Source organism: Burkholderia anthina (assembly GCF_902498995.1).
GTDB lineage: Bacteria > Pseudomonadota > Gammaproteobacteria > Burkholderiales > Burkholderiaceae > Burkholderia > Burkholderia anthina.
Genome location: NZ_CABVLY010000033.1, coordinates 30,560 through 56,442, shown reverse-complemented (window position 1 = coordinate 56,442; position 25,883 = coordinate 30,560). Strand labels below are relative to the sequence as shown.

Below are 25,883 nucleotides of genomic sequence, written 5' to 3'. Positions count from 1 at the left end.
GGACTATAGACCCGCGCCGCGCCGACTGCAAAAGTCGCGGATGCGATGTGGATCGCTATGCGGGGCCGTCATGCGCCGGCGCGCCGCTTTCCGCCCGCTTCGCGCGTTCGAGCCGCCGATGCAGCCAGTGCGACATCACCGCCGACGTGACGAACGAATCGAGTATGGCGACGCCGTCGATGCCGCCGATCTCGTCCATGCCCAGCAGGAAGGCCTTCAGCAGCGCATAGCCGGTCATCGCGCTCGCGCCGACGATCACCCCGAGCAGCACGAACCCGCGTCGCCGGATGCGCGTGCCGATCGCACCCATGATGCCGCCCGCAACGATCGCCGGCAGGACATAGCCGAACAGGAACGACGCGACGAAGATCAGCGGCACCATGCCCGCGCAGAGCGTCAGCGTGTCCCATTGCGGGCCGTCGATCACGGACCACGCAACCAGCATCACGAGCGGCCATACGAGCGCGGCCACCAGCGGCGCACCGACGGCGAACGACACGCAGCCGAACACGACAGGCGCGGATGAACGTGACGATTTGCGCGGCGGGCGCTCGAACGTGGCACTCATGGTTTGTGTCGTCGGAATCGGAATGGCGGCGTGCCGGAGTGTACCAAGCCGGCACGGCGCGCATCCGATCCGGCCCCCGCGCGAGCCACGCGCGACGATAGGCAAAAAGCATGGAATAAACCGCCCGCCCGGAACGTCTCGTCATCGCGCGGTCGCACGACTCGAACGAACCCGCTCGTCTTGCGGCGTGCGCACTGCAAGGAGATTGAAATGAAATCGGCGAGATTGGCCGCGGTGGTGATTGCGGCGCTGGCGCTGCTGCTGTCGGCGGGATGTACGTCGCCGGGCGGCGGCGCTTCGCAAGGGCCCGGCATGAGCCGGTATGGCGGCGGCAGTTCGAGCGGCGGAGGTGGCGGCGGCTACTGAAGCGCCGCCGGACAAGCGCGGACGGAGCGTCCCGCGCAAGCACGGCCGGCAACCGGCCGCATCGCGCGCGACGCCCCGCCCTTCGCGACGGCTTAACGCATGGCCTTCACGTCGGCCGGCGTGACGCTGGCGGGCTGGCCGCCCCACGTCGCGCGCAGGTAGTTCGCGAGCTGCGCGAGTTCGTCGTCGCTCAGCGTGTGCGCGAAACCCGGCATCGGCTGCAGGTTTTCGAGGCCGGCGAACTTCTGTTCGTCGATGCCGTCGAGCATCGCGACCAGCAGGTTGCGCGAGTCGGCCTGACGCAGCGTCGAATTGCCGTTCATCGGCACCGCGACGTGCGGCTTGCCTTCGCCGTTGAAGCCGTGACAGCCCGCGCACACCGCGAGATACACCGAGCGGCCGGCCGCGAGCTGCTGCGCGTCGGCCGACACCGGCTTCACCGGCTGCGGTGCCGGCGGCGTATCGCCGAGCAGGTACACGGACAGCGCGCGCAGGTCGCCCTGCGTCATGTATTGCGTGCTCAGGTGCACGACCGGATACATTTCGCCGAACGCCGAGCCTTGCGGCGCGATGCCGACGCCGAAGAACGTCTGCAGGTCGGCGCCCGTCCAGCCGCGCGCGGCGAGGCCGGCCGGCGTGATGTCGGGCGCGGCCACGCGGCCGAGCGCGGCGCCCGCGAACGGCTTCGCGCCGTCGAGCTGGCCCGTGAACGCGCGCGGCGTGTGGCATTCGGCGCAGTGGCCGAGCGCGCCCGCGAGATAGCGGCCGCGCTGCCAGTCGGCGGATTGCCCGCTCGACGCGTCGGGCAGGCTGTCTTTCAGGAACACCATGTCCCAGAACACCATGCCGAAGCGCAGGTTGTACGGGAACTTCAGATCGTGCTTGCGGTTTTCCTGCGCGACCGGCTTCACCGTCTGCAGGTATGCGTACATCGCGTCGGTATCGGCGCGCGTGAGCTGCCGGTACGACGTGTACGGCATCGACGGATACAGCCGCTTGCCCGGCGCCTTGCCGTCGTGCAGCGCGGCGTAGAACTCGTCCGCGCTCCAGTTGCCGATCCCGTGCGCCTTGTCGGGCGTGATGTTCGAGCCGTAGAACGTGCCGAACGGCGATTCGAGCGGTGCGCCGCCGGCGAACGGCGCGCCGTCCTTCGCGGTGTGGCACGCCGCGCAGTCGGCGGCTTTCACGAGATAGCGGCCACGCGCGACCGGGTCGGCACCGGGCGCGCCGGACGCCGCGCTCGATACCGGCGCGTCATGGCCGCCGCAGGCGGCGAGCAGCAGCGCGCAGGCGGCCGCGATCGCGGGCAAGCCCGCGGCCCGCGCGACACGATGGGCGAATGTGCGTTTCATGCGGCGTCCTTCACGAGTCCCGGCGTCGTCAAAATCACGTCCTTCACGGCTTCGTAATAGCGGACGTAGCCCGTGCAGCGGCAGAGGTGCGCGTTCAGCGCGTCGGTGATCGTGGGCTCGACGTCGGCCTTCGCGATCGGCTCGCGCTTCAGACGCTCGATCAGCACCGTCGCCGCGTTGACGAAGCCCGGCGTGCAATAGCCGCACTGGAAGCTGAAATGCTCGAGGAACTTCTGCTGGATCGGCGACAGCTCGACCACTTCACCGGCCTCGTTGCGCTTCGCGTGGCCTTCGATCGTGCGGATCGAGCGGCCGTGGAAGAAGTGCGCGCCCGTGATGCAGGTGCGCATTTCCTCGCTGGTGCCGTCCGGCTTGTCGACGATCACGACGCACGCGTGACAGATGCCCTGCCCGCAGCCGAGCCGCGAACCGGTGAGGCCCGCGTATTCGTGCAGGAACTCGATCATCATCAGCCCCTCGGGCACCTGCATCGGGCCGACGGACTTGCCGTTGATGTTCACCGACAGCGGCTTCTGCTGGAACCGGACGAGCGGACGCTCGACGGGTGCCGGCGCGGCAGCGGGTGCGGATGCCGGAGCGGCCGAAGCCGCGTTCGGCGCGGCAGCGCCGGTCGCAGCCGCGCTGGCGCTCGCGGCCGACGCGGCGGTTTGGGCGGTCGTCATGCGAGCACCTCCTGAATCTTTTGCGGGGTCACCGGCAAATCGGTGAAACGATGGCCGATCGCGTGCGCGATGCCGTTCACGATCGCGCCGACGACGGGAATCATCACCACTTCGGCGACGCCCTTCGGCGGATCGGTCTCGGACAGCGGCGGCAGGATGTCGCCCGTCTGCGACCACACGGCGACGTCGGTCGCGCGCGGCAGCGGGTAGCGGTTGAAGTTCCACGTGCCGTTGCCGGGGCCGTCTTCGTAAAGCGGCAGGTACTCGTGCAGCGCGTGGCCGATGCCCATCGCGAGGCCGCCCTGCAACTGGCCCGACACGAGCTGCGGCGAAATCTGGTTGCCGCACTCCATGATCGAGTGATGCGTGAGCAGTTCGACCTTGCCGGTCGCTTCGTGCACGGCCAGCTCGACGAGCGTGCCGACCGCCGTGTAATACGTGACGGCCGCGTTGTTGCGGCTCGTCGGCGGAATGAACACGCGCTTGCGGTCCAGCACGCGATAGCCGTTCGCGGTCGACGCGAGCGTGCCGTGCATCGCGGTCGCGCCGGCCGGCGCGGCGGTGCCCGGGATCGGGCCGGCGTCGCCCGTCTTCGGCGCACCGATGCGCAGCGACAGCGCGTCGATCGGCAGCCGATCGACCGCGCCGCCCACGTCGAACTCGGCGTCGGTCCATTGCCAGCGGTTGAACACGTGCACGACGGCGCCCGTCGGCAGGCCGAGCGCATGCGCCTGCTTCGCGAGCTGCTCGAACGTCAGCGGCTCCAGGCCGTCGGCGGTCAGCTTGCCGTCGACCCAGCGCGCGTCCTCGAAGCGGATCGTGTACGGCGCCGCCTGACCGCCACCGAGGCCGCGCGTCCAGATCGACATCGCGGCCGGCCACAGGCCGTAGCGGAACACGGCGCGCGCGGCTTCACGCGTGCTGTGCGTGAAGTAGTACGCGGAGTTCGTCGCGCTCGACGGCGACGCGTAGCCCGGCGACCAGCGCGGATTCGCGCTCAGGCGATCCTGGTCGGCCTGCGACATCAGGTACGGATCGCCGCTCGTCTCGACCGGCAGGTCCGGCCATTCGGTCACGGCGACGCGCACGTCCGTCGCCGGACGGCCGAGCCACTTCGCGACCGCGACGGCCTGCGACGTCGACATCCCGGTGCCGATCTCGGCAGCCGTGTGATGCAGCGACACCTTGCCGTTCTCGTCGAATTCGACCTTCGCGAACGACGCCTCCGCCCCCGTGCCGAAGTCCTTCTGCACGCACGCGAAACCGACGCCGTAGCGCTTGCCCGGGTTCGAGGCCTCGAACTCGGTCTTGCGCGCGACACGGTGCGTCCACAACGGATGCTGTTTCGCGCGCTCCAGTACTTCCGCGACGCGCAGCGCGCCGGCGGGAATCGCACCCTGGGTGTTCTTCATCCCCGAGCGCAGCGCGTTGCGCAGCCGGAAATCGATCGGGTCGAGATTCAGTTGCGCGGCGATTTCGTCGACCGCCATTTCGGTCGCGGCCATGCTCTGCAGCGTGCCGTAGCCGCGTGCCGAGCCGGCGTCGATCGCGCGCGACGCGATCGCGACCGATGCGAGGTCGCTCTTCGGGAAGTAGTAGATCGATTGCGCGGCCGTGGCGCCGACCATCGCCACCGACGGCGAGAAGTTCGAACGCCCGCCGCCGTTCGCCTCGAAGTCGCCCTTGAACGACTGCAGCAGGCCCGTGGTGCGATCGACCGCGATCCGGTAATGCATCTTGAACGCGTGACGCTTCAGCGACGTCTGGAACTGCTCGTAGCGGTCGTTCGCGAAACGCACCGGGCGGCCGTCCGCGTACAGCGCGCAGACGAGGCCGTAGAACGGCACGTTGCAGTGATCCTTCGAGCCGTAGCCGACCGTGTAGCACGGATGCACGAACAGCTTCTTCACCGGGAAGCGGCATGTCGCGACCATCGCGGCCGCGTTCTCCGCCACTTCGAGCGGCGACTGGGTCGGCACGACGAGGTGCATCGACTGCGTCGCGGCGTCGTACCAGCAGTTCGCGTTGTCGGGTTCGAGCGCGGCCGTATCGACCGACTGCGTGTTGTACTCGCGGTCGAACACGAGCCAGTCGGCCGACGGATGATCGAGTTCGGCGGCGATCCGGCCGGCCAGGAACATGCCCTGCTCGTCGAGCTTGCCGTGCTCCTTGCCGTCCGGCCAGACCGGCAGGTGCTTGCGCATCATGCTCGGGAAGATCGGCGCGTCCTTCAGGCTCGAATAGACATCGTCGTCGTAGGCCGTCTTGCCGCCGACCCGCACGTAGCGGAACGTGCCCCACGGATCGCGCTCGAGCGGGCCCGTGACCGCGCCGTAGCGGATCACGTCGTCGCGGAACTTGAGTGCGTTCTTCGCGAAACGGAAGCGCGCGAAGTCGTGGTAGATGAGGATCGCGACCGCATGGCCGAGATACGCGGGCGTCTTGCCGGCGGGCAACAGCATGTCGTCGCCGTAGAACGTCGGGAACGCGACGCCGTCGCGCGCGAGATCGTCGGCCGTGACCACGCGGTCGGGCTTGAGCGCGTCGCCGAGCAGCGACAGGTCGAAGCCTTCGTACGTGCGGTCCGCCTGCGCGACGCGCAGGATCAGCGCGTGCGACTGCTGCTGCGGCCAGTGCGGCATGTCGGCGGCGCGCACGTCGCGGGCGAACACTTTCGAGCCCGTAACCTTCGCGATGCCGTCGATGCGGAATTGGGGGACGCCGGTGACGCTATCCCATTTGACGGGGGTGAGGAGTTTTTCTTCGAAGAGCGCCGCGAATGCGCGGCTGCCGATGGGCGCGACGTAGACCGCGACGCCCGCCAGCACGCTGGCTTTCAGAAAACCCCGCCGTGACAGGCCGTGGTTTTTCATTGGGGGAACCTCCTGATGCGGCTCGGACGACGATCGGGTGTCGCGACGTTCGGAGCGGCGCGCATTCTGGCATTGTTTTAGATATATCGCCTATAGTATTTCTCGCATGAAATACTTATTGAATTTCTTATAACGGGATTCGGACGGGGCTGAGGCGCCCGGTCGCGGGGCGAAATTCGTGCGCGATTGCGTCGCGCCGGACGGGCCGCATCGATCGCGGCGGGTCATCGCGGACCATCGGCGCTCACGCGCGGCACACGGGCAGGCGGTCAGCGGCCGGCTACCCGATATCGTCCCGTTGGCAACGATCCTGCCCCCGCGCCGGCGAATGCGCAAGCCTTCCGCGGGCGTGGTTTACGACTACTCGTCCAGGCTTGTGCAGGCACGCGCGGCTACGCCGCGCACCCCGTGTTTCATGATAATGTCGTGCGCATCCGGGGGGCCGGTCATCCCGCCACATACACGTGCGGGGCTGCCGGCCATGAATCGACATCGCGTCGAGGTCAAAATGCCATGGCAGTCAGGACACGCATCCTGAACTCCGTTCTCGCCACGCCTCCCTGCGGCAACCACCGCGTGACGGCCGCGCTGCGTCCGTCGATGCTCGTGACGCTGTTCGAAGACGTCCGTCCGATGGCGCTGTCCGGCCTCGCGAGCGCATTCGTCGCGGCCATCGCACTGATCCGTCTGCATCAACTCTGGTGTTTCGTGTGGTTCGTCGTCGACGTCGGCCTGCTCGCCGCGCGGCTCGCGATCGCGCGTGCGTACGCGGCGCACCGCGACGCCGGCGACGATCGCGCCGAATACTGGGCGCGACGCTATGCGCCCGTGTCGCTCGCCGCCTGTTTCGTGCTCGGTCTCGGCGTGATGGGATGCGTGTCGGCGTCCGACCTGGAACTCGGCACGCTGTCGGTGATGGTCGCCGGCGGCGTGTTCGGCGGAATCGCGTCGCGCAATTCGGCACTGCCGCGGCTCGCGATGACGCAGGTGACGCTCGGCGTGGTGCCGATCGGCATCGGCGCGCTGCTGGTCACCCGGCCCGGCGGGTGGCTGCTGCTGCCGCCGCTCGTGATCTATCTCGCGGCGATGCGCACGGTCGTCCAGCGCCATTACCGCGTGCTCGTTGCGCTGATCGCCGCGCGCCAGCGCAACGCGGAGCTCGTCGCCCGCTTCGACGCCGCGCTCACCTACATGCCGCACGGCCTGTGCATGATCGACGGAGAGCGCCGCGTGATCGTCGCCAACCGGCGTACCGCGCAGCTGTTCGGCTCGCCGCGCGAGATCATGCTCGACATGCCGCTGCCCGACGTCGTCGTGGCGCTCGGCACCAACGCCGTGACCGATCCGCGCGATGCCGGCCTCGCCGCGCGGTGCGCGATCTGGCTGGAGCGCGACGAACCCGCGCCGTTCGACATCGCGCTGGCCGACGGCCGCCAGCTCGAACTGACCCGCCACCGCGTGCCGGACGGCAATACGGTGATCATCGTCGAGGACGTCACCACGCGCCGCGAAACCGAGCAGCACATCCGGCACCTCGCGCGGCACGATGCGTTGACGGGGCTGCCGAACCGCCACGAACTGCACGCCGAACTCAAACGGATGCTTGCACATCGGCCGCGCGGGCCGGGGCCCGTGCTCGCCGTCATGTATCTCGACCTCGACGGGTTCAAGGCGATCAACGACCGCTTCGGCCACCATGCCGGCGACGAGGTGCTCACGCAGGTCGCCGAGCGGCTCGGCAAGACGCTGCCGCCGGGCGACATCGCGGCGCGCGTCGGCGGCGACGAATTCATCGTCGCGCTCGACGACACGACGACGCACGCGTGTTCGCTTCTCGCCGCGCGCATCATCCGGCAGATCTCGGCGCCGTACGCGCTGTCGATCGGAGAGACGGTGAGCCTCGGGATCAGCATCGGCATCGCGCTCGACGACGACGGGCACGGATCTCCCGACGAACTGATCCGGCAAGCCGACAGCGCGCTGTACGACGCGAAGTCGGCCGGCAAGGGAATCTACCGTTTCTATTCGGCCGGCAGCCGGCGCGTCGCGCCCGTGGCGACGCGCTGAGCGCGTTCGTCCGCGGCGCTGCATCGCCGGTCCGCGCGTCAATTCAATTTCGAAACGCTTTGCGTGGTGCGACGCGTGCGCGCATGTTTCGCCGCAGCCTCGCGTGTCACGTGACGTGTTCCGTAACATCGCCGCGCGCCGCGCATCGCGTTCGCCGCAGAAGCAGGCACGATCGACGCGGCGGACGGAGTTTCATGGCTGGCACTTTTATTGCTCCTTCTCCTGGAAACAGGATGTCAGGGAGCCCGCACATGAATACCGTCGAAGTCCTCAGCCGCACCGAGCGTATCGATCAACTGGACGTGATCGACGGTGCATCGCTGATCCGGCGGCTCGTTTCGTCGCGCCGCCCGGCCGCTGCCCGCGAAACCGTTCGCGAAGCCGCGTGCGTCGACAACCCGCCGCTGACGCTATACGGTGCGTTTCGGCAGGGCGTTGCCGATTACGCGGCGCATCGCGCGAATCCGTATCGCGGCGGCAGTCGTTTCTGGGTGCTGTGGGAGGAAGGCCGTCTCGAAGCTGAAACGTCGGGCCGCTGACACGGCAACACGCGCCGGCCGCATGCCGGCAACGGGTTGCGCGAACCGGCGCGCGCCCTGGTCGCGATGCGCGCCGGCAGGCGTTTCAACGCTGCAACATCGCGTGCGACTGCCCGTGCCGCGTGCCGCGCGCTCACGCGCGGGCCGGCCGGCATCCGGTGCGCGCCAAGCGCCGCGCGGCGCTCTTTTCCCGATAAGATGGCAGCTTCCGTTCTTCGAACGACGCCGCCATGACCGCTTCCTCGCCACACCGAAATCCCATCCGCTGCGAAATCGACCTCGATGCACCGGGCAAGCATGCAGGCTACCTGCGGCTGCCGCACTCCGTGCATCGCTCCGCCTACGGCTGGCTGCCGATTCCGATCGCATCGATCCGCAACGGCGACGGCCCCGTCGCGCTCGTGATGGCCGGCAATCACGGCGACGAATACGAAGGCCAGATCATCGTGTCGCAACTGATGCGCGAGATCGACCCGGAGATGATCAGCGGGCAACTGATCCTGCTGCCGATGGCCAACTTCCCCGCGGCCGACGCGGGCCTGCGCGTGTCGCCGCTCGACGAGGGCAACCTGAACCGCAGCTTCCCCGGCGACCCGGCCGGCACGCCGACGCAGATGATCGCGCACTACATCGAGCATGCGCTGCTGTCGCGCGCGCAGTATCTGGTCGACCTGCATTCCGGCGGCAGCTCGCTGCTGTACCAGGGCGGCAACATGCTCGCGATCGACCCGCTCGACGACGACGAGGCGGCGAAGCTCAACGGGCTGCTCGTCGCCTTCGGGCTGCCGAACGCGCTGCTGCATGCGCCGAATCCCGTGCATTCGGCGTCGGCGGCGCGCCGGCAAGGCGCGATCTCGATCGTGACCGAACTGGGCGGCGCAGGCATGGCCGATCCGTCGCTGATCCGGCTCGGCCGCCACGGGCTGCTGCACTACCTCGGTTATATCGGCCTGCTGCACGGCGCGCTCGTGCCCGACGCGCCGCCGACCGTCACGCGCTTCCTGCGCGTCGACGGCGATCGTCACTTCGTCTACGCGTACGAACGCGGGCTGTATGAACCGCTCGTCGAACTCGGCGACCAGGTGAAGGCCGGACAGCCGGCCGCGTGGGTGCACTTCCCCGACACGCCGCTGCGTGAACCGGTGCTGCATCGCTTCAAGGGCGACGGCGAAGTGGTGTGCAAGCGCGTGCCCGCGCAGGTGCGGCGTGGGGATTGCCTGTTTCAGCTGGCGGAGGCGTCGACGCCGGCAAGGGTCATCCTGTAATGCATCCTGCAAGCGCCGTGCGCCGACGCCAGTGCGTATCGCAAGGACGCTGGCCGTCAGTCGGACAACCCCGGCGCCCGGATGCCGCCGACTGACCGCTCCTGGCCGCGAAGCGTCGCCGTCATATAGAATGGTGCGCTTTGCCCGTACTCCCATGTGGTTCAAGAATCTTCAGCTTCATCGTCTTCCCGCACCTTGGGCCGTCACCCCTGACCAGATGGAAAAATGGCTGGCGCCTCACGCGTTTCAGCCGGGCACCAGCATCGAAATGCAGCGCGCCGGATGGGCCTCGCCGCGTGACGACGGTGCGCTCGTGTATTCGATCAACCGGCAGATGCTGCTGCTGTTTCGTGCCGAAAAGAAGCTGCTGCCGGCGTCGGTCGTCAATCAGGTAACCAAAGCGCGTGCGCTTGAAGTCGAGGAGCAGCAAGGCTTCAAGGTCGGCCGAAAGCAACTGCGCGAACTCAAGGAGCAGGTCACCGACGAACTGCTGCCGCGCGCGTTCAGCATTCGCCGCGATACCCGCGTATGGATCGATACGGCGAACGGCTGGCTCGTCATCGATGCGGCTGCACAGGCGCTTGCCGACGACGTTCGCAGCCTCCTCGTCAAATCGATCGACGCGTTGCCGCTCGCCGGCGTTCACGTGGCCCGTTCGCCGGTGGCCGCGATGACGGACTGGCTGCTGTCCGGCGAGGCGCCGGGCGGCTTCACCGTGGACCAGGACGCCGAATTGCGCTCCACCGGCGAAGGCGGTGCCACGGTGCGATATGTCGGCCACGCGCTGGAAACGAACGACATGCGCCGGCACATCGAAGCCGGCAAACAATGCATGCGCCTCGCGATGACCTGGGATGACAGAATCTCGTTCGTGCTGACACCGTCGCTGACGATCAAGCGTGTCACGCCGCTCGACGTGATCAAGGAGGCCGCGGATCCCACCGCGCAAAACGACGATGAACGCTTCGATTCGGACGTCACGCTGATGACGGGGGAATTGGGGCGGATGCTGACCGATCTTGTCGATATCCTGGGTGGCGATCAGCACGACTCGACTCGTCAGGCAGCAGCCTGAACGCCGTCGTCGAGGATCATCGCCCCGCAACGGCGGGGCTTGACACCGACGCGACCATTCCCGAGGGTCCGTCGCCGCCCCGGCGGCGGATCGCGGGCCACGCCCGTTCGCCGCACCCCACTCCCTCTGCAAGCCTTCTGACTCCCTTCGCGAAATCCTTATCGAAATTGCTTCGTTCGCCTTTGCCGGCCGCGCCGCTAACGTGTTCGAAACGGCGGCGGCCAGCCGAATGCATCGCGGGATGCGCAGCGGCCGCCGTCATCACGACAACCGCGTCGCGATAACGGAACAGACTGCCCGGGCCGTGTGCCCCGCGCCCGACAGGAACGTCCGCATCGCGCGCCCTTCGCGATGCCCATGGCCACGAACGACCGCATCATCGACACGACGCCGCTCGATGTCCGCGCCCAGCCGCTGATCGACGCGCTGATCGACGAATACGCGACACGCTACGACGCCTACCGCCCCGACAGCCGCGCGTCCGCGCGCGACGAGCTGGCCCGCTATCCGGCCGAGCTGTTCGCGCCGCCCGAAGGCGCGTTCGTGCTGTTGCTGCGCGACGGCGAGACGATCGGCGGCGGCGCCTTCAAGCGCTACGACGCGCAGACCGCCGAACTCAAGCGCATCTGGACCCGCACGGACCTGCGCCGCCAGGGGCTCGCACGCGCGATCGTCGACGCGCTCGAGCTGCGCGCCGCGCAGCAGGGCTATCGGCGCGTGTACCTGACCACCGGCTTTCGCCAGCCCGAAGCGTGGGCGCTCTACGACCGCACCGGCTATACGCGGCTGTTCGATGCGTCGATCGACCCGGAAGCGTATTTCCACCTGCGCTTCGGCAAGGATCTCGCCGATCCGTCCCGTACGTCGACGCTCGCCGACCTCTGGGCGCCGCTGCCCGAAGCGGCGCTGCCGCGCTGAGCGCATCGCGTCATCCCGCTCCGTACGACACGACAACACCAGGACACCTTCATGCCACGAGCCGTACCTTTCATGCCGCGTGCGGTCCGCATGCTGGCCACTGCGCTGATCGGCCTGACCGCCATCGCCGCGGCCGCCGCCACGTTCGACCTGAGCCCCGAGCAACGCACCCGCCCGCGCGGCAAGGCCGATGCGGCCGTCGAGCGCGCGGTGCCGGCATCGTTCAGGTTCGCCGAAGCCGGCACGCTGACGATCGGCATCGCGCCGAGCCTGCCGTCGATCAGCACGTATGCGACCGACGCGCGCACCGTGGTCGGCTTCGACGCGGACGTCGGCCAGCTCGTATCCGACAGCCTCGGCCGCAAGCTGAAGATCGTGCCGCTCGCATGGGCCGACTGGCCGCTCGCGCTCGAGTCGGGGAAAGTCGACGCGGTGATCTCGAACGTCACCGTCACAGAGGAGCGCAAGCAGAAGTTCGATTTCTCGACCTACCGCAAGGATCAGGTCGGCTTCTACGTGCGCAACGACAGCAAGATCCAGTCGATCCGCGAGCCGAAGGACGTCGCGGGGCTGCGCATCGTGACCGACGCCGGCACCAACCAGGAAAAAATCCTGCTCGCGTGGGACCGCGAGAACGTCGCGCGCGGCCTGAAGCCCGTGCAGATCCAGTACTACGACGATCAGGCGATGCGCATCGTCGCCGTGCAGTCGGGCCGCGCGGACGCGGTGTTCAGCGTGAATTCGGTGCTTGCGTACCAGAGCGCGCAGCAAGGCAAGACGCGGCTCGTCGGCGCGATCAGCGGCGGCTGGCCGCGCACGGCCGACATCGCGATCGCGACGCGCCGCGGCAGCGGGCTCGCCGATCCGCTGACCGTCGCGCTGAACGCGCAGATCAGGAGCGGCCGCTACCGGCAGGTGCTCGACCGCTGGAGCCTCGCGTCCGAAGCGATCGACCCGTCGCGCACGAACCCGCCGGGCTTGCCGAAGAGCTGAGCGCTTTCCCTTCCCGCTTGCTCAGGACCGTCGAACACCATGTCTGATTCGCTTTCATTGCTGGACAAGAGCCCGATCGCCGACGGCGCGCAGACCGCCGACGCGGCGCGGCTCGCGTCGGCCGAAGGGCTCGCCGGCGCGCCGCCGACCACGCCCGTGCAAACGGCCCTCGCGGCCAACCGTTCCCTTTCCCCCGACCATAACGCGTAACGCTCCCATGACAACCCGACGACCGATTCCCTTCGGCCTGATGCTGCAAGGCGCAGGCAGCCACATGAACGCGTGGCGGCACCCGAGCAACCCGCCGGACGCGAGCATCAATCTCGACTTCGCGATCGGCGTCGCGCGCAAGGCGGAAGCCGCCGGCATCGCGTTCGCGTTCGTCGCGGACGGCCTCTACATCAACGAGAAGTCGATCCCGCACTTCCTGAACCGCTTCGAGCCGCTGACCGTGCTGTCGGCGCTCGCGGTCGCGACGACGAAGATCGGCCTCGCCGGCACGATCTCGACGTCGTACAGCGAGCCGTTCACGGTCGCGCGCCAGCTCGCGTCGCTCGACACGATCAGCGACGGGCGCGCGGGCTGGAACGTCGTGACGACGCCGCTCGAAGGCACCGCGAAGAATTTCGGCAAGGCGCATCCCGATCACGCGTTGCGCTACGAGATCGCCGACGAATACCTCGACGTCGTGCAGGGGCTGTGGGACAGCTGGGACGACGACGCATTCGTGCGCGATCGCGCGACCGGCCGCTTCTTCGATCGCGACAAGCTCCATACGCTCGACCACCACGGCCGCTTCTTCAACGTCGCCGGCCCGCTGAACATCCAGCGCTCGCCGCAGGGGCAGCCGGTGATCTTCCAGGCCGGCTCGTCCGACACCGGCATCGGGCTCGCGGGCAAATACGCGGACGCGGTGTTCACGCATTCGCCGTCGCTCGACGAAACGGCCGCGTTCACGCGGCGCGTGAAGCAAAGCGCGGTCGAGCACGGGCGGCAGCCCGGCGACGTGAAGATCTTCCCCGGCATCGGGCCGATCGTCGGCCGCACGGCGGCCGAAGCGGAGGACAAATACCAGGCGATCCGCAACCTGCTGACGATCGACGAGGCGCTCGCGTATCTGGGCCGCTATTTCGATCACCACGATTTCACGCAATACGCGCTCGATGCGCCGTTCCCGGCGCTCGGCGACATCGGCCGCAACAGCTTCCGCTCGACCACCGACCGGATCAAGGCCGACGCGAAGCGCCAGAACCTGACGCTGCGCGAGACGGCGCTCGCCGTCGCGACGCCGCGCCCGAACTTCATCGGCACGGCCGAGCACGTCGCCGACGCGCTGATCCGCTGGCACGATGCGGGCGCCGGCGACGGCTTCATCCTCGGCTTCGCGGTGCAGGCCCAGGGCGTCGACGATTTCATCGAACAGGTGATCCCGGTGCTCGAAGCGCGCGGCCGCTACAGCCGCGACTTGCCGGGCAGCACGCTGCGCGATCACCTCGGCCTGCCGCGCAAGGCGAGCCGTCATGCGGTGCGCAACGCGGCGCAAAAACAGGACGACGCGGCCGAAACGCACGCCTGATGCCGCCGCGCCGCCTTGCGCGGCGCGCTCCCGACCGACTCGAGGACATTCACCGACATGAGCGACACGACCCACCTCGGCGGCGCAATGCCGCCGCTCTCCTCCCCCGGCGCGCGCGACGCCGGCACGCGCCTGCGCATCGTGCCGGCCCGCCACCGGTCCCGCACGGCCGGCACGGCGCTCGCGCTCGTGCTGATCGCGCTTGCGCTGTACTCGATCCTCGGCAATCCGCAATGGGGCTGGCCGGTGTTCGCCGAATGGTTCCTGTCGCCGCCGGTGCTGTCCGGGCTCGCGCGCACGCTGGTGCTGACGCTGCTCGGCGCGGTGTTCGGCTTCGCGCTCGGCGCGTTCGTCGCGCTGGCCCGGCTGTCGCGCTCGCGCCTGCTCGCCGCGAGCGCGTGGACCTTCGTCTGGCTGTTCCGGTCGATTCCGCTGATCGTGCTGCTGCTGATCCTGAACAACCTCGGCTACCTGTACGAACACGTGCGGCTCGGCGTGCCGTTCACCGACATCGTGTGGTTCGACACGCCGACCACCGACCTGATCAGCCCGTTTTTCGCGGCCGTGCTCGGCCTCACGCTGAACCACGCGGCGTTTTCCGCGGAAGTGATCCGCGGCGGCATTCTCGCGGTCGACCAGGGGCAGCTCGAAGCCGCGGCCGCACTCGGCCTGCCGCGCGGCCGCCAGACCTCGCGGATCGTGCTGCCGCAGGCGATGCGCGCGATCCTGCCGACCGCGTTCAACGACCTGATCACGCTCGCGAAAGGCACCTCGATGGTCTACGTGCTCGCGATGCCGGAGCTGTTCTACACGGTGCAGGTGATCTATCGCCGCAATCTCGACGTGATTCCGCTGCTGATGGTCGCGACCGTCTGGTATCTGATCATCCTGACCGTGCTGTCGGCGATCCAGGTGCAAGTCGAGCGCCACTATGCGCGCGGCGCGCTGCGCAACCCGCCGCCGTCGGCGCTGACGTTCGTGCTGGCGCGCGTCAGCGCGCTGTGGCGGCGTGCGGCGGCGGCGGCCGTGCCGGCTCACGGCGATGCCGCCAATGCATCGGTCGCGCCGCCGTCGGCGCGCACTGGCGGCGAAGTCGCCGTGCACAACGTGTCGAAGCAGTTCGGCATGCAGCGCGTGCTCGACAACGTGTCGTTCGTCGCGCCGCGCGGCAGCGTCACGGTGATCGTCGGGCCGTCCGGCTCGGGCAAGTCGACGCTGCTGCGCACGATCAACCACCTCGAACGCGTCGACGACGGCTTCATCGACATCGACGGCGAGCTGATCGGCTATCGCCGCGACGGCGACGTGCTGCACGAGCTGAAGGAGCGCGACGTGCTGAAGCGGCGCACGGCGGTCGGCATGGTGTTCCAGAACTTCAACCTGTTCCCGCACCTGACGGTGCTCGAGAACCTGATCGAGGCGCCAATCGCGGTCGCCGGCGCGACGCGCGATGCCGCCGAGCGCACCGCGCGCACGCTGCTCGCGCGCGTCGGGCTCGCGGACAAGGCCGATGCGTACCCGCGCCAGTTGTCCGGCGGCCAGCAACAGCGCGTCGCGATCGCGCGGGCGCTCGCGTTGCGGCCGAAGGTGCTGCTGTTCGACGAGCCGACGTCGGCGCTCGATCCGGAACTCGTGAACGAAGTGCTCGACGTGATCAAGGAACTCGCCCGCTCGGGCACCACGCTCGTGATCGTCACGCACGAGATCGGCTTCGCGCGCGAAGTCGCGGACAACGTGCTGTTCATGGAGCGCGGCCGCATCGTCGAGTCGGGGCCGCCCGCCATCGTGCTCGACGCCCCCGTCCATGCGCGCACGCGCGCATTCCTGTCGCGGGTGCTGTGATGCACGCCGCTCACGACTTCAGAGACCCCGCACGATGATCGACCGACGCCACTTCATGACCGCCGCGCTGGCCGCGGCTGCCGGCCTGCGCTGGCATACGGCGAATGCCGCCGCCGCGACGGCGGACCTCGATCCGCGCCAGGCCGGCCGGATCCGCGCGTCCCGCGACGATGCGGCGATTCGCGCGGCCGGCGGCTACCGCTGGGTGCGCGACGGCGCGTTCACGGTCGCGATCGCACCGCATGCGCCGCCCGTATCGACTTATGCGACCGACGCGCGCACCGTGGTCGGCGCCGATCCCGACTATGCGCAACTGGTCGCCGATACCCTCGGCCGCACGCTCGTGCTGCTGCCGATCGCATGGGCCGACTGGCCGCTGGGCCTCACGTCAGGCAAGTACGACGCGGTGATCTCGAACGTCGGCGTGACCGAGAAGCGCAAGGAGAAATACGACTTCACGACCTACCGGCTCGGGCTGCACGGCTTCTACGTCCGAACGGCCAGCCCGATCGCGAAGATCGACGGGCCGAAGGACATCGCCGGCTTGCGCATCATCACGGGCGCCGGCACGAGCCAGGAGCACATCCTGCTCGAATGGAGCCGGCGCAACGTCGCGCAAGGGCTGAAGGCGACCGAACTGCTCTATTTCGACGACGATGCGGCGTCGCGCGTCGCGCTGCTGTCGGGCCGCGCCGATGCCGAGCTGAACCCGAACGCGTCGCTGGCGTACGAGGCCGCGCGCGACGGCAAGATCCGGCGGGTCGGCGTCGTCAACGCGGGCTGGCCGGCAACCGCGGATGTCGCGATCGCGACGCGCCGCGGCAGCGGGCTCGCGCCGGCGCTCACGCTCGCGACGAACGCGCTGATCGGCAACGGCCGCTACGGGCAGGCGCTCGCGCGCTGGGGGTTGCAGAGCGAGGCGATCGCGCGCGCGGAAACGAACCCGCCCGGGTTGCCGTCGTTCTGATGCGACGGGCCGAGTCACTGCCGTGACGACGCCCGAAACGACATCGCCCCGGCCCTCCGTCACGGAAATGCCGGGGCGAATCGCGGTAGCGGCTGCGTTCGTCTACGCGGTCACCGCCGCATCGTACCGGTCGAGCTCGGCAACGTGCGCGTGGATCGCCGGAATCAGCCTGCGCCCGTAATCGAGCGCATCGTCGAGCGGATCGAAGCCGCGAATCAGGAACGTCGACACGCCGAGCCGGTAGTACGCGCCGAGCGCCCGCGCGACCTGTTCGGGCGTGCCGACGAGCGCGGTCGAATTCCAGCGCGCGCCCGTCAGGTTCGCGACGCCCATCCATAACCGTTCGTCGAGCACGTCGCCCTGCGCGGCGGCGGCCATCAATCGCTGCGAACCCGCATTCTGCGGCGCATGCCCGTCGATCGGCTGGCCGTTCGCGAGCCGGGCCGCCCGCACGCGCTCGCGGATCGCCTCGGCCTTCTCCCATGCAGCGGCTTCGGTGTCCGCGACGATCGGGCGAAACGACACGCTGATGCGCGGCGCGCGTCCGAACGGTGCGGCGGCGGCACGCACGCGCGCGATCTGCTCGCGTACCGATGCGAGCGGTTCGCCCCACGTCATGTAGACGTCCGCGTGCTGCCCCGCGACGGCCAGCGCGGCCGGCGACGACCCGCCGAAGTAGATCGGCACGTGCGGACGCTGCGCGCCTTTCACGAGCGGCGACGCGCCGCGAATCCGGTAGAACTCGCCGTCGTGGTCGACCGGCGCGTCGGCCAGCCAGATGCGTTTCAGCACGTCGAGATATTCGCCGGTACGGCGGTAGCGCGCGTCGTGCGGCACGAAGTCGCCGTCGCGCTGCAGATCGGCGTCGTCGCCGCCCGATACGACGTTCAGCGCGAGCCGCCCGCCGCTGAATACGTCGAGCGTCGCGATCTGCCGCGCGGCGGCCGACGGCACGATCACGCCCGGCCGGTGCGCCAGCAGGATGCGGATGCGTTCGGTCGCGGCGGCCGCGAACGATGCGACGACGAAACCGTCCGCCGCGTTGCTGAAATGGCCGACCAGGATCTGGTCGAAGCCGGCCGTTTCGTGTGCGTGCGCGAAGCGCCGCACGTAGTCGGGCTGGACGGCGGCGCCGCCCGGTACGTCGACCTCCGCGCCGGGTGTCGCGGTGATCATGCCGATGATGTCGACGGGCATGTCGGAGTGTCCTTCTGGTTGTCGACCGGAAATGGCCGAAACGATGATCGGGATCGCGAACCCGCCGTGCGCCGCCTGCCGGCGCGGCACGGCGGCACGGTCACTGCGCGGCGGCCGTCTTTTGCGCCGGCGCCGCGAACGCGCCCGCATACGAGCGGTCGAGCAGCTTCGACGTGTCGTAAGCCGCCGGAATCACGCCGGCCTTGTGCAGGAAATCGGCCGTGTTCTGCGCATCCTTCGCGGCCGTCTCGTCGACCGGGCCCACGCGCTGGTGCGCGTTGTCGAGCCAGCGATACGCGACGTCGGGTTCGAGCTTCGCGCGCTTCGCCCACAGGTCCGCGTACTCGCGCGGATGGCTGTCGACCCACTGGCGCGCGGCAACCACGCGCTTCAGGAAATCCGTGATTTCCGCGCGCTTGCCCGTAGCCGCCTGCTCGTTCGCCGCGACGAAGCTCAGCGCGGGCATCAGCCCTTGCGCGGTCGTCACGGGCCGCGCGCCCTGCCGCAGGGCGAGCGTGCTGACGAACGGCTCCCACAGCGACACGGCATCGACCGAGCCGTTCGCGAGCGCATTGGTCGCGTCGATCGGCATCAGGTACGCGTACTTGACGGAATCCGCGCGCAGGCCCGCGTGTTCGAGCGCGCGCAGCACGAGCTGCTGGCTCCACGCGCCGCGCCAGACCGCGATGGTCTTGCCCTGCAGGTCGGCGACGGTGCGCACCGGCGAATGCTTCGGCACGAGGATCGCGACACCGTCGAGGCTCTGCCGCGACACCGCGACGACCTTCACCGGCGCGCCGCGCGCGGCCAGCGTGAGCAGCGCGGAATCGCCGAGAAAGCCGAGGTCGATCGCGTTGCCGTTCAGGCTCTCGGCGACGGGCGCGGCGGCCTGGAAGTGTTTCCACTCGATCGTGTAAGGCAGGTCCTTCAGCACGCCGGACGCCTCCATCGACGCCTGGATGTTGAAGTAATTCTGTTCACCGACGCGCAGCGTGACGGTGTCTTTCGCGAGGCCCGGCTGCGCGGCAAGCGCGAGCAGGAGCGCCGTGACGATTCGGCTCAGCAACGTGATCTCCCCGGAGGTTGGCAGGCTGCCGCGCGACGGCGGCGCCCGGTTGTCCGCCGTGCACGATGGCCGGCGGACGGGATGGAACCGGTGAAGATACGTCGATCTTCATCATGAGACAAACGCAATATTCTGATATGCAAAGATGCAAATATTTTATGAAGTGCAGATCGCGGCAGAGGCTGTGAACAGCGCTTCGCGACGCGCCGTTCGAATGATTCCTCGATAGATATTTCGTGCACGAAATAAATCCCGGACTATATTTCGCATACGAAATAACTGGCCGACCGAGGACCGTCATGACATCCGAACCCATCGAATTTGCCGCCGCCGACGGCTATCCGCTGCGCGGCACGCTGTGGTCGCCGGACGCCGCGCCGCGCGCGCTCGTGCTGATCCATCCGGCCACGGCCGTGCCGGAACGGTTGTACGCGGGCTTCGCGCGCTTCCTGACCGAGCGCGGGTTCGCGGCGCTGACCTACAACTATCGCGGCATCGGCGCATCGCGCCCCGCGCGCCTGAGCGCATTGCAGGCCCGGATGCGCGACTGGGTCGAGCTCGATGTCGGCGCCGCGATCGCGTGGGCGCGGCAAACGTACGACGGGCTGCCGCTCTTGGCCGTCGGTCATAGCGTCGGCGGGCATGCGATCGGGCTGTCGGCCGGCACCGCGCATCTGTGCGCGGCCGTGCTCGTCGCCGCGCACGCGGGCAGTACGCGGCTGATTTCGCGCGCGGCGGAGCGCCTGAAGGTGCGGCTGATCCTGCGCGTGCTCGGCCCGCTCGCGTCCGCGCTGCTCGGCTACGTGCCCGGCAAGCGGCTCGGGCTCGGCGAGGACTTGCCGGCCGGCGTGTTCCGCGAATGGAGCCGCTGGACCACGCTGCCGCGCTACTTCTTCGACGATCCGACGCTGGGCGCTGCGGAGCGTTTCGGGAAACAGCAGTTGCCGATCCTCGCGCTCGGCTTCGACGACGACCCGTGGGCGAACCCGCGCGCGATCGACCTGCTGGTAAGCTACCTGACCCGGGCGGCCGTCGAACGCCGCCAGATCGATCCGCACGCGGCAGGCAGCGGACCGGTCGGACACATGGGTTTCTTCCGCAGCCGGCCCGGCACGGTGCTATGGCCCGGTGTCGCCGACTGGCTCGCGCAGGCGCTCGATGCGTCACGCGCCGCGGATCGCCCGCCCCTTTCCATTGCGACCGGGAACCGAGCTTGAGCGAAGACCGACGACTGTTTTTCCTGTTGAACATCGGCCAGCGGCGCGTGCAGCGCTGGGTCGACCGCCTGGCCGAGACCGAGACGCGGGCGAGCGCCGCGCAGGCCGGCGTGCTGTTCTGTCTTGCGAAGCAGGACGGCGCGCTGATCGGCGAAGTCGGCGCGGCGCTGCAACTGGCGCCGTCCGCGATGACGGGGCTCGCGGACCGGATGGCGAAAGCCGGCTTGCTCGCGCGTCACGCGGATTCGGACGACGGGCGGGCAACGCGCCTGTTCCTGACCGACGCAGGCCACGCGGCGCTCAAGCGCGCACGCGTGCTGCTGCGCGAACTCAACGGCAAGCTGTGCGACGGGTTTTCCGACGAGGAACTCGACGTCGTCGCGCGCTGGCTGCATGCGTTGCAGGACCGGTTTCCGGCGGAGCGCTGACGGGCGATTCGTTGTGCGCGGTGCTGTCCGGCGGCGGTCGCAGCGCATTGCGCCCCCGTCTGCATCCCGTTGATTTCCCGGGAAACATGCAAAGCGCGGCGTCGCCCGATCCACGGCGTTCGCGTTACCCGGCAAGCCTCGCCGACACACGATCCAGCACGCTCGCCCGCCGCCGCCCCGTCGTTCCGCCGGCATTGTCCGCCCCGGCCTCCATTTCACCGATCCGACAGAAACCCTACAGCGAGCCGCCGTTCTGCTTGGAATTTGAAATGATATAACATATCATTTCGCGTACTCGTCCGCCTCGAATGCCGTTCCTACCGGGTGGCCGGGCCTCGTCGAGTCATGTTCCAGCGGGTCATTGCGCGTCGCATACGCAACAATATATCGTATCAAGCGATGCCCCGCATGCCTCGTTTTCCGATCCGATTCCAATCGATTCACCGACCATGCGCGACCTCCCTCGTCTACCGCTTCGCCCGCTCTCGCCCGTTTCGCTGATGCTCTTCGCCGCCGTCGCGCACGCGCAGACCGATACGACCACCCCGGCGAATCCGCCGGCGGCCACGACGCTCGCACCGATCTTCGTGACCGCGAACCCGCTCGGCGACACCGAACTGGTCGCGCCGACCACGCAACTGTCCGGCGACGCGCTCACGCGTCGCCAGGCCGATTCGCTCGGCGAAACGCTCAACGGCCTGCCCGGCGTATCGACGACCACCTACGGGCCGATGGTCGGCCGCCCGATCATCCGCGGGATGGACGGCGACCGGATCCGGCTGCTGCAGAACGGCGTCGCGGCCTACGATGCGTCGTCGCTGTCGTACGACCATGCGGTGCCGCAGGATCCGCTGTCGATCGAGCGCGTCGAGATCGTGCGCGGGCCGGCCGCGCTGCTGTACGGCGGCAACGCGGTCGGCGGCGTCGTCAACACCATCGACAACCGGATTCCGCGCGAAGCGATCGAAGGCGTGACGGGTGAGCTCGACGCGCGCTATGGCGGGGCGAATTCGGTTCGCGCAGGCGCCGCGCAGGTCGAGGGCGGCAGCGGCGGCTTCGCGTTCCACGTCGACGCGTTCGATCGCGAGGCGAGCAAGCTGCGGATTCCCGGCTATGCGCGCAGCAGTGGGCAGCGCGCGACCGACGGCCCCGACACGCCGCAGCCGTACGGCAACGTGCCGAACAGCGACGGCCGCGTGCACGGTGGCGCGGTCGGCGCGTCGTACACGTGGACGGACGGCTTCGCGGGCCTGTCGTACAGCGGCTACGAATCGAACTACGGTTCCGTCGCCGAGGACGACGTGCGGCTGCGGATGCGCCAGGAACGCCTCGCGTTCGCGTCCGAGGTGCGCAACCTGAGCGGGCCGTTCACGAAGCTGAAGTTCGACTTCGCGTACACCGACTACCGGCACAAGGAAGTCGACAACGGCGAGACGGCGACCACTTTCCGCAATCGCGGCTACGAGGCGCGCATCGAGGCGCAGCACCGCAAGATCGGCCCGTTCGAAGGCGCGATCGGCGTGCAGTTCGGCCAGAACACGTTCTCCGCGCTCGGCGACGAAATGCTCGTGCCGTCCACGCGCACCAGCAGCGTCGCGCTGTTCGGACTCGAGGAATGGCAGGTCAATTCGGCGCTGAAGCTGAGCTTCGGCGGACGCTTCGAGCACGTGACGGTCAACCCCGATCCGGCCGGCGTCGAGAAATTCGCGGGAGCGCAGCCGCGCGACTTCAATGCCGGCAGCGTATCGGCCGGCGCGCTGTTCTCGCTGACGCCGGTGTGGTCGGTCGCGGCGAACGTCGCGTACACGGAGCGCGCGCCAACCTTCTACGAGTTGTACTCGAACGGGCCGCACGACGCGACCGGCCAGTTCCTGATCGGCAACCCGAACGCATCGAAGGAAAAGGCCGTGTCGACCGACCTGTCGCTGCGCTATGCGAGCGGCCCGAACCGCGGCAGCGTCGGCGTGTTCTACAACCGCTTCTCGAACTACCTGACCGAGTACAACACGGGCCGCGTCGTCGACGACGACGGCGAACCGGTCGCGCCCGGCACCGACGACGCGCTCAACGAAGCGATCTATCGCGGCGTGCGCGCCGAGTTCTACGGCGTCGAGCTGGACGGCAAATGGCGCGCGTTCTCGCGGCGCGGCCACACGGTCGACCTGGAACTCACCGCCGACTACACGCATGCGCGCAACGTCGATACCGGCCAGCCGCTGCCGCGCATCGCCCCGCTGCGCGCGACGCTCGCGGCCGACTACGGATACGGCCCGTTCGGCGCGCGCGCGCAGCTCACGCATGCGTGGTCGCAGCACCGGGTGCCCGATAACGACTTCTCGACGGACGGCTACACGTCGCTCGGCGTGATGCTGACGTACAAGTTCCGCATGCGCGCGACGCACTGGCTCGCGTACCTGCGCGGCGACAACCTGACGAACCAGGACATCCGCTACGCGACTTCGGTCGTGCGCGGCTTCGCGCCGGAAGGCGGCCGCAGCGTGATGGCCGGCCTGCGCACGACGTTCTGATCCCCCAACCCTGCGGCGCCTGCCGCGGGCCTGTCCGGCGCCCGGGAAACCGGGCGCCGGTTTTCGTTTACCGGCATCGCCTGGCCCGCTGCCGCGCATCGACTCCGGCCCCGGCTTCTGCTCGAACGCGATTCGGCACCCGCAATACGAATCAGATAAATCGTCAATGCGGGTTATCGGAGTTCGGGAGTTCGCGCGAACTGGTCGGCGAAATCGTGCGTGCCGAAACCAGCGACGGGCCCCTCACGCCGAACATCGCCGGACTCGCGCAGGCCGGCAAGCATGACGATGCGATCGCATAAATTGATTAGTAATGCAGTTGGATTCCCGCACAACTTGTTTAATCTATCGATGCGTACGCAACTTATATGCACGAACGTGAAATCGCGATCGCACCGGCATTCGCCGATCGCTACACGGCCGCGCGCAAACTCTTGTCGGCGATCTGCCTGATCGTGATCGCGGTGGGTGGCGGCCCGTGTCTGACGCGCAAGATCACGGCACCGATCGGTACATCGCATTCGATCAAATCGACGCCATGCCGACGCGATTTCGCTCGACCTAACATCTGCACGAGCACGATCATTCACCCCGCCTGCAACGCCCCCGCCCCTTCGTCCGCGCCCTATGCACACGCTGCATTTGCAGCACTACGCAATTTCCGGTCCCGGCCGAAAAACGCGATGGGCAGCGACTGTCGCATCGCATTGGCCTGTCCGTTGATCCCGGTCATGCACTTTTAAATCAGCCGAATGACGAGTATGCTTAAAAAGCACCTCACGTTCGAACGGCGAATCGCATGCCCTGACTCCCGTCCGATCGTCTCGCGGCCCCGTCGCGCGTTTTGCGTCGATGGCGGCGTCCGCTTCGCGCCCTGGCCGCATGAATTCCCCAACCCTCGCAGGAGAACCGGTGAGCCGACTCGTCGTCGTATCCAATCGCATCGCAGATCCCCGTAAAGCCGCAGCCGGCGGGCTCGCCGTCGCCGTGAAGGACAGCCTGCAGGAATCGGGCGGCGTCTGGTTCGGATGGAGCGGCAGGCTACGTGGCGAAGGCGAGCATCCCGCGCACGGCGACGAGGTGCAGATCCAGAACGTCGGCGGCATTCACCTCGCGACGATCGATCTCGATCCGCAGGATTACGACGCGTATTACCTCGGCTACTCGAACAACGTGCTGTGGCCGGTGTTCCACTACCGGCTCGACCTCGCGCAGTTCGACCGGCGCTTCGCAGACGGCTACCGGCGCGTGAACCAGCTCTTCGCGCGCAAGCTGGGCACGCTGCTGCGCCCCGACGACACCATCTGGGTCCACGATTACCAGTTGATTCCGCTCGCGGCCGAACTGCGTGCGATGGGTTGCCGGAATCCGATCGGCTTCTTCCTGCACATTCCGATGCCGCCGCCGCCGATCATGGCCGCGATTCCGGAGCACGAATGGCTGATGCGTTCGCTGTTCGCGTACGACCTCGTCGGCTTCCAGACCGAATCCGACCTGCTGCACTTCGAGCACTACGTCGAAGCCGAAGCCGGCGCCGCACGATTGCCCGACGGCCGCCTGCGCGCGTTCGGCCGCACGCTGTCGGCCGGTGCGTTTCCGATCGGCATCAACGTCGACGAATTCGCGGCGCTCGCGGAGAATCGCGACGGCATCGACATGTTCGAGCGGATGCGCGACGAATACTCGCGACGCCAGTTGCTCGTCGGCGTGGACCGTCTCGACTACACGAAGGGGCTGCCGCAGCGCGTGCATGCGTTCCGCCAGTTGCTCGAGCAGTATCCGGAGAATCGCGATCGCGCAACGCTGATCCAGATCGCCGCGCCGAGCCGCGAGGATCTCGGCGCGTACGACGATCTGCGCCGCGAGATGGACAGCCTGTGCGGTGCGATCAACGGCGACTACGGCGAGCTCGAATGGATGCCGATGCGCTATATCCACCGCACGGTGGCGCGCAAGCGCCTGCCGGGTCTCTATCGCGCGAGCCGCGTCGCGCTCGTCACGCCGCTGCGCGACGGGATGAACCTGGTCGCGAAGGAATTTCTCGCCGCGCAGGACGAAACCGATCCGGGCGTGCTCGTGCTGTCGCGTTTCGCGGGCGCGGCCGAACAACTGAAGCCGGCGCTGCTCGTCAATCCGTACGACACGCAAGGCACCGCGCAGGCGATCCAGCGCGCGCTCACGATGCCGCTCGACGAGCGGCGCCAGCGTCATGACGCGCTGATGGCGATCGTGCGCAAGACCGACGTGCACTGGTGGCGCACCCGCTTTCTCGATGCACTCACGGAAGCGGCCGAAGTCGCCGCCGCGACCGAGTCCTGACGCGTCGCATCCTGCCGCACGGCTCACGCGCGGGTCGTCTCGCG

General features: G+C 68.5%; 22 protein-coding genes. 16 read left to right on the top strand and 6 right to left on the bottom strand.

Translation table 11 applies throughout. The features are described 5' to 3' along the window. Positions 1-55: 55 nt before the first annotated feature. Positions 56-568, bottom strand: coding sequence for a hypothetical protein (locus BME24068_RS30775; RefSeq protein WP_174928312.1), 513 nt, complete (start codon positions 566-568; stop codon positions 56-58). Between the two features lie 210 nt (positions 569-778). On the opposite strand from BME24068_RS30775, the gene BME24068_RS30770 reads away from it, so the two are divergent. Continuing rightward, the gene (locus BME24068_RS30770; RefSeq protein WP_174928311.1) at positions 779-934 is read left to right on the top strand and encodes a hypothetical protein; all 156 of its coding nucleotides are present in this window, start codon (positions 779-781) and stop codon (positions 932-934) included. A gap of 92 nt (positions 935-1,026) precedes the next feature. Here the strand turns inward: BME24068_RS30770 and BME24068_RS30765 are convergent, their stop codons facing one another. From BME24068_RS30765 to BME24068_RS30755, 3 genes are read right to left on the bottom strand one after another with little or no spacing between them, the layout of a single operon-like run. Beyond that, positions 1,027-2,286: a cytochrome c gene (locus BME24068_RS30765; RefSeq protein ID WP_174928310.1), complete on the bottom strand. Its 1,260-nt coding sequence runs from the start codon at positions 2,284-2,286 to the stop codon at positions 1,027-1,029. Further along, the gene (locus BME24068_RS30760) at positions 2,283-2,969 is read right to left on the bottom strand and encodes a (2Fe-2S)-binding protein (RefSeq protein ID WP_174928309.1); all 687 of its coding nucleotides are present in this window, start codon (positions 2,967-2,969) and stop codon (positions 2,283-2,285) included. The genes BME24068_RS30765 and BME24068_RS30760 overlap by 4 nt, the downstream gene beginning before the upstream one ends. Further along, positions 2,966-5,842 carry a xanthine dehydrogenase family protein molybdopterin-binding subunit gene (locus BME24068_RS30755; RefSeq protein ID WP_174928308.1) on the bottom strand — a complete coding sequence of 959 codons (2,877 nt, stop codon included), beginning with the start codon at positions 5,840-5,842 and terminating at the stop codon, positions 2,966-2,968. The genes BME24068_RS30760 and BME24068_RS30755 overlap by 4 nt, the downstream gene beginning before the upstream one ends. A gap of 513 nt (positions 5,843-6,355) precedes the next feature. On the opposite strand from BME24068_RS30755, the gene BME24068_RS30750 reads away from it, so the two are divergent. From BME24068_RS30750 to BME24068_RS30705, 10 genes are all read left to right on the top strand, one after another. Next, a complete protein-coding gene (locus tag BME24068_RS30750) occupies positions 6,356-7,909 on the top strand; it encodes a sensor domain-containing diguanylate cyclase (RefSeq protein ID WP_174928307.1) in 1,554 nt (517 codons plus the stop codon). 251 nt (positions 7,910-8,160) lie between these two features. Beyond that, positions 8,161-8,448, top strand: coding sequence for a hypothetical protein (locus BME24068_RS30745; protein ID WP_096499420.1), 288 nt, complete (start codon positions 8,161-8,163; stop codon positions 8,446-8,448). A gap of 230 nt (positions 8,449-8,678) precedes the next feature. Next, positions 8,679-9,713 carry a succinylglutamate desuccinylase/aspartoacylase family protein gene (locus BME24068_RS30740; RefSeq protein ID WP_174928306.1) on the top strand — a complete coding sequence of 345 codons (1,035 nt, stop codon included), beginning with the start codon at positions 8,679-8,681 and terminating at the stop codon, positions 9,711-9,713. A 154-nt stretch (positions 9,714-9,867) separates the two neighbouring features. Continuing rightward, positions 9,868-10,788 (top strand): recombination-associated protein RdgC, encoded by a 921-nt coding sequence (locus tag BME24068_RS30735; RefSeq protein WP_096499424.1) that lies wholly within the window; start codon positions 9,868-9,870, stop codon positions 10,786-10,788. Between the two features lie 357 nt (positions 10,789-11,145). Beyond that, positions 11,146-11,706 (top strand): GNAT family N-acetyltransferase, encoded by a 561-nt coding sequence (locus BME24068_RS30730; RefSeq protein WP_174928305.1) that lies wholly within the window; start codon positions 11,146-11,148, stop codon positions 11,704-11,706. 51 nt (positions 11,707-11,757) lie between these two features. Continuing rightward, complete coding sequence (locus tag BME24068_RS30725) at positions 11,758-12,699, top strand: ABC transporter substrate-binding protein (RefSeq protein ID WP_174928304.1); 942 nt, start codon at positions 11,758-11,760, stop codon at positions 12,697-12,699. A gap of 39 nt (positions 12,700-12,738) precedes the next feature. Continuing rightward, the gene (locus BME24068_RS35585) at positions 12,739-12,909 is read left to right on the top strand and encodes a hypothetical protein (RefSeq protein WP_239008077.1); all 171 of its coding nucleotides are present in this window, start codon (positions 12,739-12,741) and stop codon (positions 12,907-12,909) included. A 7-nt stretch (positions 12,910-12,916) separates the two neighbouring features. Then, complete coding sequence (locus BME24068_RS30715) at positions 12,917-14,275, top strand: LLM class flavin-dependent oxidoreductase (protein WP_174928303.1); 1,359 nt, start codon at positions 12,917-12,919, stop codon at positions 14,273-14,275. A gap of 57 nt (positions 14,276-14,332) precedes the next feature. Continuing rightward, the gene (locus tag BME24068_RS35345) at positions 14,333-16,117 is read left to right on the top strand and encodes an amino acid ABC transporter permease/ATP-binding protein (protein WP_174928302.1); all 1,785 of its coding nucleotides are present in this window, start codon (positions 14,333-14,335) and stop codon (positions 16,115-16,117) included. A 34-nt stretch (positions 16,118-16,151) separates the two neighbouring features. Further along, the gene (locus tag BME24068_RS30705) at positions 16,152-17,084 is read left to right on the top strand and encodes an ABC transporter substrate-binding protein (protein ID WP_174928301.1); all 933 of its coding nucleotides are present in this window, start codon (positions 16,152-16,154) and stop codon (positions 17,082-17,084) included. A 102-nt stretch (positions 17,085-17,186) separates the two neighbouring features. Here the strand turns inward: BME24068_RS30705 and BME24068_RS30700 are convergent, their stop codons facing one another. Both BME24068_RS30700 and BME24068_RS30695 read right to left on the bottom strand, forming a co-directional pair. Then, entirely contained in the window at positions 17,187-18,281 is a 1,095-nt protein-coding gene (locus BME24068_RS30700; protein ID WP_174928300.1) for an LLM class flavin-dependent oxidoreductase, read from the bottom strand. A gap of 100 nt (positions 18,282-18,381) precedes the next feature. After that, positions 18,382-19,347 (bottom strand): ABC transporter substrate-binding protein, encoded by a 966-nt coding sequence (locus BME24068_RS30695; RefSeq protein WP_174928299.1) that lies wholly within the window; start codon positions 19,345-19,347, stop codon positions 18,382-18,384. A 299-nt stretch (positions 19,348-19,646) separates the two neighbouring features. Between BME24068_RS30695 and BME24068_RS30690 the strand changes: the two genes are divergently transcribed. The 5 genes from BME24068_RS30690 to otsA all read left to right on the top strand — a co-directional run bounded on the left by BME24068_RS30690 (position 19,647) and on the right by otsA (position 25,839). Next, on the top strand, positions 19,647-20,564 hold the full coding sequence (locus BME24068_RS30690) for an alpha/beta hydrolase family protein (RefSeq protein ID WP_174928298.1): 918 nt from the start codon (positions 19,647-19,649) through the stop codon (positions 20,562-20,564). Beyond that, positions 20,561-20,992 carry a MarR family winged helix-turn-helix transcriptional regulator gene (locus BME24068_RS30685; RefSeq protein WP_174928297.1) on the top strand — a complete coding sequence of 144 codons (432 nt, stop codon included), beginning with the start codon at positions 20,561-20,563 and terminating at the stop codon, positions 20,990-20,992. The genes BME24068_RS30690 and BME24068_RS30685 overlap by 4 nt, the downstream gene beginning before the upstream one ends. Positions 20,993-21,492: 500 nt before the next feature. Further along, a complete protein-coding gene (locus tag BME24068_RS30680; RefSeq protein WP_174928296.1) occupies positions 21,493-23,520 on the top strand; it encodes a TonB-dependent receptor in 2,028 nt (675 codons plus the stop codon). 368 nt (positions 23,521-23,888) lie between these two features. Next, positions 23,889-24,263: a hypothetical protein gene (locus BME24068_RS30675; protein ID WP_174928295.1), complete on the top strand. Its 375-nt coding sequence runs from the start codon at positions 23,889-23,891 to the stop codon at positions 24,261-24,263. 169 nt (positions 24,264-24,432) lie between these two features. Continuing rightward, a complete protein-coding gene (gene otsA, locus BME24068_RS30670; RefSeq protein ID WP_096499447.1) occupies positions 24,433-25,839 on the top strand; it encodes an alpha,alpha-trehalose-phosphate synthase (UDP-forming) in 1,407 nt (468 codons plus the stop codon). Positions 25,840-25,883 lie beyond the last annotated feature (44 nt).